Raw genomic sequence first — 12,461 nt, forward strand, 5'->3', positions numbered from 1 at the left:
ATATGGATACCCAGATGCTGATCGGCTCCCGCTTCGAAGCCGGCACGGAAACGGAAGAACGCGTGCTGAACCCGAAGACGGGCGAGACGGTGCTCAACCTGCCTGAGGCGTCGCTCGGCCAGATCGATGCCGCCGTCGACGCCGCCGAAAAGGCTTTCACGAGCTGGTCGCAGACGACACCGAGCCAGCGCTCGGCCTATCTCCTCAAGATCGCCGACGCCATCGAGCGGGATGCCGAAGGTTTTGCAACGCTCGAGGCGCTGAACTGCGGCAAACCGATCAACGCCGTGCTCAATGACGAAATTCCGGCGATCGTTGACTGCTACCGCTTCTTCGCCGGCGCGGTGCGCAATCTGCATGGCCCGGTCGCCGGCGAATATCTGCCCGGCCATACCTCGATGATCCGCCGCGATCCGATCGGCATCGTCGGCTCGATCGCACCGTGGAACTATCCGCTGATGATGATGGCCTGGAAACTGGCGCCGGCCATTGCCGGCGGCAACACCGTTGTCTTCAAGCCCTCCGAGCAGACACCGCTGACGGCGCTGAAGATGGCAAAGCTGCTGGCGGATATCCTTCCCGAGGGCGTCGTCAACGTCATCCTCGGCCGCGGCGAAAGCGTCGGCAATGCGCTGATCAACCATGCCAAGATCAGCATGGTCTCCATCACCGGCGATGTCGCCACTGGCAAGAAAGTGCTGCAGGCAGCCGCCAAGACCGTGAAGCGCACGCATCTGGAACTCGGTGGCAAGGCTCCCGTCATCATCTTCGACGACGCCGATATCGACGCCGTCGTCGCCGGCATCCGCACCTTCGGCTATTACAATGCCGGCCAGGACTGCACCGCCGCCTGCCGCATCTATGCCGACGCGAAGGTTTACGACAATTTCGTAGCCGACCTGACCTCCGCCGTATCAAGCATCAAGTTCAACCTGGCCGACGACACGGAGAACGAGATCGGGCCGCTGATCTCCAAGCGCCAGCGCGATCGCGTTGAAAGCTTCGTGACCCGCGCCGCCGAGCACAAGCACATGGAAATCACCACCGGCGGCAGGATCTCCGGCGAACGCGGCTTCTTCTATGCGCCGACCATCGTTGCCGGCGCCACACAGGATGACGAGATCGTCCGCCGCGAGGTCTTCGGCCCTGTCGTCTCGGTGACGCGCTTCACCAATGCCGACGATGCTGTTACCTGGGCCAATGACAGCGACTACGGCCTCGCCTCCTCGGTCTGGACCAAGGATATCAGCCGCGGCATGCAGACCGCCGCACGGCTGCAATATGGCTGCACCTGGATCAACACCCATTTTATGCTGGTCAACGAGATGCCGCATGGCGGCCTGAAGCAGTCCGGTTATGGCAAGGATATGTCAGTCTACGCTATCGAAGATTATACGGCCGTCCGGCATGTGATGATCAATCATGGGTGAGAGGGGTTGGGGGTAAAACAAACACCCTCTATGTTTGCCGTACCACTGTACCCCCCTCTGTCACTGTCGTGACATCTCCCCCACAAGGGGGGGAGATCGTTGGGAGCATGTCGCCTGCTCTGTAAAAAACAATGAGCCTCGAATTCAACAGACGCAATGTTGGTTTGGATGCGAGAGGTCGCTGCGCATTACCAATCTCCCCCCCTTGTGGGGGAGATGTCACGACAGTGACAGAGGGGGGTCCCGCACTCCCCACAGACTCCCAGGCACCTGCCAAAGCCACGATACTTCCATAACCAAAACACCTTCGGAACAATTCACCCTCCTTCCGCGTCTTTAAGGAATACAACGCAGAGGAGATTGCTAATGCTGAAATGGGCTCTCATTTTCTTTGTGATTTCGCTGATCAGCGGCTTTTTTGGCTTTTCCGGAGTATCGGCGGCAACCGCAACCATTGCGCGCGTTCTCTTCGCCATCTTCCTGATCATCTTCCTGGTGTTCCTTATCCTGGCCGTCATGGCCGGCAACGCCGTCGTCTGACCATACAAGCCACGACTGTCGAAGGGGGCGGGCCTAGATCAGGCTCGCCCCGACGTTTATGGCAAGCGCCAGGATGGTCGTGTTGAACAGGAATGACAGAATGGCATGCAGAAGCACCAGCTTACGCATGCCGACCGTGGAAACGCCGATATCGGCCGTCTGCGCGGCAACGCCGATGGTGAAGGAGAAATAGAGGAAATCCCAATAGATCGGCTCCTCCACCGGCTCGGCGAATTTGAGCCCTTCTCCCTTGCCCGGATTGCTATGAAATTTATGCGCATAATGGATCGTGAACAGGGTGTGCAGGAATGTCCATGAAATCAGGATGGTCACGATTGCCGTCATCACGCGGAAGAAGGCAACTTCGGGCGATGCATCCTTGATGCCGATGAGATCGAGCGCAATGCCGCCGACGCTGGCGATCGCCGCCGCGATCGATAGGAACAGCAGCAAGCCATCCGAAAAATCGAGGTCGGCCGAGCGCTCGCGGATGCGAAGCGCATTGGCCGTCAGCATCCGATAGAGGCTGTAGGCAATGAAGACGACGGCGGTCGTATCCCAGGCGATCAGCAGGTTGCCGGCATTGAAAGCACGCGATGTCAGAAGCAGGAAGACGGCAATACCGGCAAGCACGGAAATCAGGATGACATGGTGCTTGCGCCACAGCACGAGACCTCTGGAACGATGCAAAAGTCCGTTCGCATCCATGCCGCTCTCCTGATCGCAAATCGCCGTTACAAACCGATTCGCAAACGAGAGTGGCAAATAAAAGGAGGCCTCGCAACACGAAGCCTCCGATGGTGGAAATGAAGCCTCAGCCTGTCCAGCCGCCGTCGATGACGTGGGTCTGGCCTGTCGTGAAGCCCGCCTCGTCGCCGGCCAGATAGGTCACCAGGGCGGCGATCTCCTCTGCGGTCGCGATACGGCCCATCGGCTGACGGGCAATGAAATCCTTCATCGCCTTGTCGTAATCGCCGGTCGCCCGCAGCCGCTCATGCAGCGACGGGCTGTCGACGGTACCCGGGCAAATGGCGTTAGCGCGGATGCCCTTGGAAACGAAATCGGCGGCGATCGATTTGGTCAGCCCGATGACGGCAGCCTTGGAGGCACAATAGGCGAAACGGTTGGGCACGCCCTTCACGCTGGAAGCGACCGAGGCCATGTTGACGATCGAGCCCTTGCCCTTCTCCAACATGCCCGGCAGGAAGGTGCGGCAGGTCGTGTACATCGCCTTGGCATTGAGGTTGAAGGAGAAATCCCAGTCCTTTTCCTCGCAGTCAAGGATCGTGCCGGAATGCACGAAACCGGCGCAGTTGAAGAGCACGTCGATCGGGCCGACCTCTTCCGAGAAAGCCTTGACGGCGGCGCCGTCGAGCACGTTCAGAACATGCTTGCTGGCACCCTCCAGCGTCGAGAGCGTTTGCTCGTTGATGTCGGTGGCGTAGACATGCGCGCCAAGCGAGATGAAGCGCTCAGCCGTTGCCCGGCCGATGCCCTGCCCCGCCGCCGTGATGACGACCTTCTTGCCTTCCAACCCGTGACCCATAATCCTGATCCTTTCCTCGGGACTATGATCTCATCCATTCCGCCGGCCGCGTAGCCGGCGCCTCAGACAAGATCATGCAATAACAATCAGTTGGCGCAGCCTCTCGCTAAGCTTCGAAGGACTGCGCGAAGCGGCGGTTCAGCTTATCGATGAGGACTGTATGCCGCTCGCCCGTTCGCAGTCCATCGCTAATCACCTCGGATGCGTCGCTTTGAAACGCCATGTAGCCGTCGTGCCGCGGCCGCACATACGCGCCCTCCAGCGTCGCGCGCGTATTGCGGTAAAAATCGAGCGCCGGCGCATTGACCGCATCACTGACCCAGGCGTCGGCATGGCCCGGCTGACCGTTGCTACCAGCATAGATCCCTGATTGCACGGGGCCGCCGGCGATCCAGCGCGCGAAGGCCTTCGCCTCTTCCGGGGCCTGCGTGCGTGCCGATACGGCAATCCCCGTACCGCCCAGCGCCGAGCCATTCGGCGGGCGGCCGTCGATGACGGGCATATCCGCGAAGGCGATGCGTGCCGGCCTGAAACCGGCAAAGGAATAATTGACGTAACCGTAAATGAAGGGCGTCGCCACATAGGGACTGTCCGTCTGGCCCATCAGATCGAACACCGCGATCGGGTCCATCTCGTAGCAGCTGATATCCATGCCGGAGACGAGCCGCGCCATCCAGTCGAGCACGGCTTCACCATCGGCTTTCGCGATGAAATCCGGGCCTTCGATGCTGCAGGGCGTGCCGAGGTGCGCCGCCAGCGAGATGAAGGTCATCAGCGAATGCGGCGGCCGCATCGGCAGGATCGCCCTGCCTTCCTTGGCGAGCGTCACGAACTCGGCGAGATCCTTGACCGGCGCGTTCAGGCGGTCGGGCCGGTATGCCTGCACCTGCGTTGCCGCATCGAGCGGAAAGGCCCACTGGCGGCCCTGCCAGTTGTAGCTCGGATAGGAGCGCCCGACGGTGCCGGCTGCGATCGCGGCGATTTCATCCGCATGGGCGGCATCATCGAGCGGCAGCAGGCAGTTCTCGCGCGTGATCTGCCCGACATGCGGATGATCGATGACGATGAGATCGTATTGGGCGGCAAGTTCCTCCACCGGAAAGGTCTCGAAATCCTGCAGCGAGCGCTTTTCCCAGCTGATCGCGACGCCGGTCTTTTCCTGCCACTGCTTCGAGCAGGCGATCATCGGATCATAGCCGCGCGGATGCGACCAAGTCATTCCCTTCAGCTTCACCATCATGCCTTCTCCGCGCCTGGTTTGCGCTCGACGACCAGAATGTGATCGGCGGCGAGCACGACTTCGTCGCGCTGGTTCAGCACCTCACAACGCTCGACGACGCGACCGGCCGCCGGACGCTTCGGATCATCCTCTTTCGCCGAAATGGTGACGCGGGTGTGGATCGTGTCACCGATATGCACCGGACGGACGAAGCGGAGCCGGTCGTAGCCATAGGAAAAGGCGACGGGATTGATGAGCGAGGCCGTCAGCCCGACGCCGATCGCAAAGATCATCGTGCCATGGGCGATGCGCTGGCCGCCGGGCAAGGTCTTGGCAAATTCCGCATCCATGTGATGCGGGAAGAAATCGCCGGTGTGGCCGGCATGGACGACGAAATCGGTCTCGGTGATCGTCCGTCCCGTGGTCACTCGGACATGGCCGAGTTCATAGTCTTCGAAATAGATGGTTTGTTCTGCCATTCCTCAAGCCTTTGGAAGTTCTGCAATCGGCGTCGCCGGCGCGGCGCTCGATTGATAAGCGGCCTCGACAAGCGCCATGGTTTGCCATGCATCCTCGACGGAGCCGACCAGCTCCTGGTCCTCGCCGGATGCGAAGCGCTGCAGGTTTGCCATGCGATTGACGAAAGCGTCGGGGAACCAGGCACCCTCCAGCTTGACCTCGATCCAATCGCTGCCGCCGGCGGGGCGTATCCACAGTTCGTCCGGCTCGCCGCGCGGATAGTCGAGATTCACGCCGAGCTTGACGTAGGCCGCGCCCTTGGTGCCGGAAATGCGAAACTCGCAGGCCTGGAACTTGCGGCCGAAATCGTGGTCATGATTGACCGAAAGCACGCAGCGGACCTTGTCGCCATAATCGAGGATCGCCGCGGTGCGCGTCTGCGCGACATCATGGTTGGGATGGCCGATAGTCTTGGCGTGGATCCCCTGAGGATTGCCGAGCAATCCGCGAATGAAATCGAGATAGTGGATCGAGTGCATGGCGATCTCGATCCGCGGCAGGCCTTTCAGGAAAGGCCATAGCCCCCAAGGGGTGGCGAGTGCCAGCCAGGCATCGAAATCGACGACCTCGCCGAGATAGCCCTTGTCAACCGCATCATGGAGCGCCAGCATCATCGGCGCAAAGCGCAGCTGGAAATTGACGGCCGCCTTGATGTCCCGCTCGCGGCAGACCCGCAGAATTTCGGAGGCGCCGGCGAGATCGCTGCCCATCGGCTTCTGGATCAGCGCTAGGGAGCCGCGAGGCAATTTCGCAAGGATCGTGGCATGAGCGGAAGGCGGCGTCGCCAGATCGAAGATCGCGCCCTCGACGGCAAGCGCCTCGGCTTCGGACCCAAAGGCTCGAATGCCCCATTGAGCGGCCAACGCTGCTACCTTTTCGGCATTCGGATCATAGAGACCTGCGACCGGAAAACCGGCTTGCTTATAGGCCGGCAGATGCGCGTCGCCGACGATACTGCCCGCTCCGAAAATCACGATCGGCCGGGGATTCGACGGCTTCGGCCACCATTGGCGAAGGGATTGGGGGTCGAAGGTCATCTCACCCTCCCCTTGAGCGGGGGGTCGGACCGAAGGTTCGGGGCGGGGTGATCTCTCCTCGTGCAAGGAAAACAGACATGTGCGCCCGCAGCGTCACCCCCACCCGCGCGCTTCGCGCGACCTCCCCCCTCAAGGGGGAGGTGACCGCTTCGCGGTCCGTTCCATTCCAGTCCCTAATCAAGGTGAAACACCCCTTCCATCATGGCCCACCACTCGCCCTCCTTCCGGGTCTCGAACGGCTTCTGGCAAGGTATACACACCGACCACCATTCCTGGTTTTTCGGGCTGGCGGCCATCTTTGCCATATCGGCCTCGAAATCCGTGCCGACATATTCCCAATAGCCGAAGAGCAGGTTTTCCGGCTCCTTCAGGAAGATCGAATAGTTGGTGACGTTGCATTCGGAGATCAGCGCCAGGATCTCGGGCCAGACGGCCGCGTGGAGCGCCTTGTATTCCGCGACTTTGGCCGGCTCCAGGCCGATCACCATTCCCATCCGCTGCATGGCCAGTTCCTCCTCAGCCGTGGATTTCCCGGGTGAATTCGCCGATCGAGCGCGCCTTCACCGCCTCCCAGTCCCAGGCGATGCCGATGCCAGGCTCTGAAGGAGCCAAGGCCATGCCGTCGACGATCTCCATGCCCTTGGTGGTGAGATCATCGAGCTGCGGGATATATTCGACATACTTGCCGTTCGGCACGGCGCAGGTGAGGCTGACATGCAGCTCCATCAGGAAGTGCGGGCAGACGGGAATGTCGAAAGCTTCCGCCGCATGCGCCACTTTCAGCCAAGGCGTGATACCGCCGATGCGGGCAACGTCCACCTGCACGATCGAGCAGGCGCCCTTCTGCATATATTCGCGGAAATGCCGGATCGAATACATGGATTCCCCGACCGCAATCGGCGTCGGCGTCGAGCGGGTCAGCCGGATATGGCCGTCGAGATCGTCTGATGGCAGCGGCTCCTCGATCCAGGCAAGGTCCAACTCCTTCAAGCGTGCCGCCCGGCGGATCGCCTCATCGACGGTAAAGCCCTGATTGCAGTCGGTCATGATCTCGAAGCCGGAGCCGAGCGCCAGGCGCATGGCCGAGAGCCGGTCGTAATCCTCGGAGCCATGCGGCTTGCCGATCTTCACCTTGGAGCCGGAAAAGCCCTTGGCCTTCGCCTGCAAGGCGTCTTCGACCAAGGCCTCCTTCTCGATATGCAGCCAGCCGCCCTCAGTCGTGTAAAGCGGGCAACGATCCCTGGCGCCGCCGGCGAGCTTCCACAGCGGCAGAGCCTGCTTCTTCGCCCGCAAGTCCCAAAGCGCCGTATCGACGGCGGCGAGCGCCAGCGCCGTGATGGCGCCGATCGTCGTCGCATGCGTGGCGAATTCCATTTTGTGCCAGATCGCCTCGATGCGATCGGCATCCTCGCCGATCAGCAGTGGCACAAGATGGTCCGACAGCAGCCGCATGACGGAGGAACCGCCGGTGCCAATCGTATAGCTGTAGCCGGTGCCGACGGCGCCGTCGCTATCGGTGATGGTGACGATCGGCGTCTCCTGGCTGACGAAGCTCTGGATCGCATCCGTCCGCTTCACCTTCGGCGGCAGGTCGACCATGCGTAGCTCAATTTTTTCGATACGTGCCATGGGTCGGCTCCTCAGCTTGCCAGGCTCTTGCCGGTTTCAACGGAGAAGAGGTGCGCCTGACTGAGATCGAAGCTCATCTTCAGCTGTTCGCCGCTCTTCAATGAGCGCGGATTGAGCATGCGCGTCACCCATTCGCGTCCGGCGAATTCGACGAAGACGAGCGTCTCATTGCCGAGCGGCTCGGTGATGGCGACGGGCAAGGTCAGTTCATAGACAGCCGATTCCACGCCGGAATGCAGGCCATGTCCCGTCGGGAAGATATCGTCGGGCCTGAGGCCGAAGGCGACCTTCTCGCCTTCCCTGACCTTACCGGCAAACTGGCCCGGCTGCGGCAGCCGGTCGCCATTCTTGAAGACGAGTTCGCCTGCGTTCAGCGTCGCCTCCTCGATATTCATCGGCGGCGAGCCGATGAAGCCGGCGACGAATCGCGTGGCCGGCCGCTTGAACACCTCGTCCGGCGTGCCGACCTGCTCGATATAGCCGTCGCGCATGATGACGATGCGGTCCGCCAGCGTCATGGCCTCGACCTGGTCGTGCGTAACGTAAACCACCGTCGACTGCACCTTGGCATGCAGCTTCTTGATCTCGGTGCGCATCTGCGTGCGCAGCTTGGCGTCGAGGTTCGACAGCGGTTCATCGAAGAGGAAGACTTCCGGCTGGCGCACGATGGCGCGGCCCATGGCGACGCGCTGGCGCTGGCCGCCGGAAAGCTGTGCCGGGCGGCGATCCATCAGGGCATCCAGGCTGAGAATGGCGGCCGCCTCGTTGACGCGCTTGTCGATCTCGGCCTGCGGCTGCTTGGCGATCTTCAGCGAGAAGCCCATGTTCTCGCGCACCGTCATATGCGGATAGAGCGCATAGGACTGGAACACCATGGAGATGTTGCGATCGCGCGGCGGCAGGTCGTTGACGACCGTATTGCCGATCTCGATCGTGCCATCGGAAACATCCTCCAGGCCGGCGATCATGCGCAGCGTCGTCGACTTGCCGCAGCCGGACGGGCCGACGAGCGCGATGAACTCCTTGTCCGCGATGTCGAGATCGATCCCGTGGACGATTTCCAGCGCGCCATAGCGCTTGACGAGTTTTTTGAGGGAAACCTGAGCCATGGAGATCAACCTTTGACCGCACCGAATGTCAGACCCGACACCAGATGCTTCTGAATGATGAAAGTGAGAGCGAGCGCCGGAATGATCATCACGACCGCGAGTGCGCACATGCCGCGCCAGTCGATGGTGAACTCGGCCGTATAGTCGAGCAAGCCCACAGGCAGCGTCTTGGAATTGACGGAGCGCGTCAGCTGCGAGGCCAGTGCATATTCGTTCCAGCAGGTGAGGAAGGCGAAGATGCCGGCGGATGCGATGCCGGGGCCGGCAAGCGGGAATTCCACCTGCCAGAAAGCCTGCCAGCGCGTGCAGCCGTCGATCTGGGCGGCTTCGGCGAGATCCTTCGGCACCTGCCGGAAGAAACCGTCGATCAGCCAGATGGTGAAGGGCACGTTCAGCGCGACATAGGTGAGGATCAGGCCGAAATGCGTGTCGATGATACCGAGCCGCGCATAGACCATGAAGAGCGGCAGAGACAGAGCGACGCCGGGCACGGAGCGCGTCAGCATCAGCCCGAGGAACACGGCCGATTTGCCCGAGAAACGGAAGCGGGCGAAGGCATAGCCGCCGGACATGCCGATCACCAGTGCGATGGCGGTCGAGGTGACGGAGATAACAAGCGAATTGCGGAAATAATCCCAGACGGGAATGCCGCCCTGCCCCACGCCGCTGAACATCGAGCGATAGGCTTCCAGCGAAAGCTCCTGCGGGATCCAGATCGCCGGCTTCGCCATGATTTCCACGGTCGGGCGCAGCGAGCTAAGGACGATCCAGAAGCCGGGCAGGCATATGACGAGCATCGCGAGGAAAAGGCCGATGAGATAGGCGATGTTCCAGAGGCGGCGCTGCAGGCGTTGTTGAGCGTTGCGATCCATGATTACCACTCCGCTCCGATCTGGGTGCGGGCAAGCGCCAGCTTACGGAAGAAATAGACGGTGAAGACGATCGAAAGGATGATCGAGACATAGGCCATGGCATTGGCGAGACCCATCTGCGCATCGGCATAGGCGGTGCGCCCGACCAGCGTCCAGATCAGCTCCGTGCGCCGCGCCGGCCCGCCATCCGTCATGATCTTGACGATGTCGTAGGCACGCGCGACATCCAGCGAGCGGATCGTCATGGCGATGAAGGCAAAGGGCATCAGGAACGGCCAGGTGACGTAACGGAACGTCTGCCAGCTGGTGCAGCCGTCCACTTTGGCGGCCTCGACCGGCTCCTGCGGCATGGCGAGCAGCCCGGCAAGGATGAGGATTGCGAAGACAGAGGTCGAAGACCAGACTTCGGCAATCACGATGGAGAGCAGCGCCAGATTGCCGTCGATCAGCCAGGGAATGGCCGCTTCGGTCATGCCCAGGGATTGCAGGGCATTGTTGATGATGCCGACATTGTCGTTGAACATGAATTTGAACTGGAAGCCGACGAGAACAGGCGAGAACATCATCGGAAACATCATCAGCGTGCGCAGCACGCGCTTGCCATGGGTCGCCTTGTTGACCAACAGGGCCAATCCCAGGCCGAGCAGCATTTCCAGATTGAGCGCGATCGTCAGCAGCACCACGGTGCGCACGAAGGCCGCGAGAAATACCGGATCGCTAAGGATGCGGATGTAATTGCGCAGGCCGATGAAGGTGAAGAGCGTGGCCGGCCGCGTCAGGCGAAACGGCGTGAAGCTGGAATAGAAGGAGAGAAGCAGCGGAAAGAGAACCACCGCCACAAGGACGATGATCGCCGGGAGAAGAAGCAGGACCGGTGGAGATATTCTTTTGAGCATGGTTTGCACCTGTCGGCATTCCTCGGCAGCGTGGCCCGGACTGCGTGGAATGAATTGCCTGGGACCGAGAAGCCGGTACGAAGCCGGCGGCACAAACCGGCCCCTCACGGTGCCGATCGAAAGCCATTCCCGAAGTCGGATTGCGGGAAATCCCGCGCACCCTGAGCGCGCGGGATTTCGATTGCATCGCTCAGAGCGCGCCGGCATCCTTCAGGACATCGGTTGCCTTCTGTGCAGCAGCATCGAGCGCTTCCTTGGAGCTCTTGTCGCCGAGGATGGCGGCCTGAAGCTCGGGATAGACGACGTTGGAAATTTCGATCCATTGCGGCGTGCGCGGAACCGGGAAGGCATATTTCATGGCTTCCTGGAAGGTGCTCAGCACTTCCTTCTTGTAAGGATCGGAAGCGGCCTGCTGGATATCCCAGTCCCAGACAGCCTTGCGGGTCGGCAGCGTGCCGTTGGCGGCTTCGAGCTTCTGCGAATCGTCGTTGGTCAGGAACCAGACGAGCGAAGCGGCGGCATCCTTGTGAGCGCAGGATTCTGTCACCGAGAAGCCGTGATGGCCGGACCAGCCGGTGTGCTTGCCCGACGAGCCGACGGGCTGCACGACGACGCCGACATTGCCCGCGACTTTCGACGACTTCGGGTCGTTGAAATAGGTCGCCCAGCCCGGCCAGTCGAGATCGAGCGCGACCGAACCGGACGCAAAACCGGCGCCGAGATCGTCCCACAGATAGTTGGTCGTACCGACCGGAACGGCTTTCGCCTTGTACATGTTGACGAACCAGTCGAGCGCACGCACGCCGGCTTCGGAGTTGAAGGCAGGCTTGCCGTCCTTGCCGAGATATTCGCCGCCTTCCGCGACCAGCATCTCGTAGAAGCGGCCGTTGATGGCCTCTTCCTTGCCGGGAAACTGCGTGCCGAAGAAGTTCGGCGGATTGGCAAAGAAGATCGCCTGGTCGGACACTTCCTTCCAGGTCTTCGGTGGCGCCAGATCATAGCCGTACTTCGCCTTGAAGGCCGTCTTCTTGGCGTCGTCCTTATAGAGGCTCTTCTGATAGTAGAGCGCCGAGACGTCGAACTGGGCGCGCGGCAGCATGATCAGGCGGCCGTCGATGGTCGAGGCCTGAACGGTCGAATCGACGAACTGGCCGATTTCTTCCTTGGGCAGAAGCTTCGAGAGATCGGTGTAAAGGTCGGGATACTGCGGCGCGAAGGACGAATGGTTCGAGCCGACGCACCAGGAGATGCTGCCCGATGCCATATCGGACTTGATTTCCTTGTCGAGCTCGAAGTGGTTCTTCTTGGAGAGAATGTTGACCTTGGCGCCCGTCTCCTTCTCCCACTCGGCGATGCGCGCATAAAGCGGCTCATATTGCTGACCGCCGATGAGCTTGGCATCGATCGTCACGCCCGAAAATTTGCCCGGCAGATCGGCGGCGAAGACCGAGGTACCCGCAAGCAATGCCATCATGCCGGCAGCGAGACCGGCCTTCCAATTCCTCATCGAAGTTCCTCCCAATAGACCGGACCCCTTGTCCGATTGTTCTCCCGACCCAAATATGGATCAATGATTTATAAGTAAACATCTTATTCATTGGCCGTCAAGCCGCGATCGCGCGCTTGTAAAATGCCTTCATTCATATATGAATGATGAATCATGT

Annotated in this window: 13 protein-coding genes; 2 read left to right on the forward strand and 11 right to left on the reverse strand. The window is 61.0% G+C overall.

Translation table 11 applies throughout. The features are described 5' to 3' along the window. The first annotated feature begins 2 nt into the window (after positions 1-2). Complete coding sequence (locus tag CCGE531_RS16185; RefSeq protein ID WP_120665098.1) at positions 3-1,430, forward strand: gamma-aminobutyraldehyde dehydrogenase; 1,428 nt, start codon at positions 3-5, stop codon at positions 1,428-1,430. Positions 1,431-1,796: 366 nt separating this feature from the next. Continuing rightward, positions 1,797-1,970, forward strand: coding sequence for a DUF1328 domain-containing protein (locus CCGE531_RS16190; RefSeq protein ID WP_015341190.1), 174 nt, complete (start codon positions 1,797-1,799; stop codon positions 1,968-1,970). A gap of 33 nt (positions 1,971-2,003) precedes the next feature. Here CCGE531_RS16190 and CCGE531_RS16195 read toward each other — a convergent pair whose 3' ends face one another. The 11 genes from CCGE531_RS16195 to CCGE531_RS16245 all read right to left on the reverse strand — a co-directional run bounded on the left by CCGE531_RS16195 (position 2,004) and on the right by CCGE531_RS16245 (position 12,304). Further along, positions 2,004-2,678 (reverse strand): DUF1345 domain-containing protein, encoded by a 675-nt coding sequence (locus CCGE531_RS16195; protein ID WP_120665099.1) that lies wholly within the window; start codon positions 2,676-2,678, stop codon positions 2,004-2,006. 106 nt (positions 2,679-2,784) lie between these two features. Then, the gene (locus CCGE531_RS16200) at positions 2,785-3,516 is read right to left on the reverse strand and encodes an SDR family oxidoreductase (protein ID WP_120665100.1); all 732 of its coding nucleotides are present in this window, start codon (positions 3,514-3,516) and stop codon (positions 2,785-2,787) included. A 106-nt stretch (positions 3,517-3,622) separates the two neighbouring features. Continuing rightward, entirely contained in the window at positions 3,623-4,756 is a 1,134-nt protein-coding gene (locus CCGE531_RS16205) for an extracellular solute-binding protein (protein WP_120665101.1), read from the reverse strand. After that, positions 4,753-5,214 carry a MaoC/PaaZ C-terminal domain-containing protein gene (locus tag CCGE531_RS16210; RefSeq protein WP_120665102.1) on the reverse strand — a complete coding sequence of 154 codons (462 nt, stop codon included), beginning with the start codon at positions 5,212-5,214 and terminating at the stop codon, positions 4,753-4,755. The genes CCGE531_RS16205 and CCGE531_RS16210 overlap by 4 nt, the downstream gene beginning before the upstream one ends. A gap of 3 nt (positions 5,215-5,217) precedes the next feature. After that, positions 5,218-6,291: a Gfo/Idh/MocA family oxidoreductase gene (locus tag CCGE531_RS16215; protein ID WP_120665103.1), complete on the reverse strand. Its 1,074-nt coding sequence runs from the start codon at positions 6,289-6,291 to the stop codon at positions 5,218-5,220. 173 nt (positions 6,292-6,464) lie between these two features. Next, positions 6,465-6,794, reverse strand: coding sequence for an L-rhamnose mutarotase (locus tag CCGE531_RS16220; protein WP_120665104.1), 330 nt, complete (start codon positions 6,792-6,794; stop codon positions 6,465-6,467). Positions 6,795-6,807: 13 nt separating this feature from the next. Beyond that, a complete protein-coding gene (locus CCGE531_RS16225) occupies positions 6,808-7,920 on the reverse strand; it encodes a mandelate racemase/muconate lactonizing enzyme family protein (protein WP_120665105.1) in 1,113 nt (370 codons plus the stop codon). A gap of 11 nt (positions 7,921-7,931) precedes the next feature. After that, positions 7,932-9,029 carry a sn-glycerol-3-phosphate ABC transporter ATP-binding protein UgpC gene (ugpC, locus tag CCGE531_RS16230; protein ID WP_120665106.1) on the reverse strand — a complete coding sequence of 366 codons (1,098 nt, stop codon included), beginning with the start codon at positions 9,027-9,029 and terminating at the stop codon, positions 7,932-7,934. Between the two features lie 5 nt (positions 9,030-9,034). Continuing rightward, positions 9,035-9,901 carry a carbohydrate ABC transporter permease gene (locus CCGE531_RS16235; RefSeq protein ID WP_120665107.1) on the reverse strand — a complete coding sequence of 289 codons (867 nt, stop codon included), beginning with the start codon at positions 9,899-9,901 and terminating at the stop codon, positions 9,035-9,037. Between the two features lie 2 nt (positions 9,902-9,903). Next, complete coding sequence (locus CCGE531_RS16240; protein ID WP_120665108.1) at positions 9,904-10,797, reverse strand: sugar ABC transporter permease; 894 nt, start codon at positions 10,795-10,797, stop codon at positions 9,904-9,906. Between the two features lie 190 nt (positions 10,798-10,987). Beyond that, positions 10,988-12,304, reverse strand: coding sequence for a sugar ABC transporter substrate-binding protein (locus CCGE531_RS16245; RefSeq protein ID WP_120665109.1), 1,317 nt, complete (start codon positions 12,302-12,304; stop codon positions 10,988-10,990). Between the last annotated feature and the right edge of the window lie 157 nt (positions 12,305-12,461).

Source organism: Rhizobium sp. CCGE531 (assembly GCF_003627795.1).
Lineage (GTDB): Bacteria > Pseudomonadota > Alphaproteobacteria > Rhizobiales > Rhizobiaceae > Rhizobium.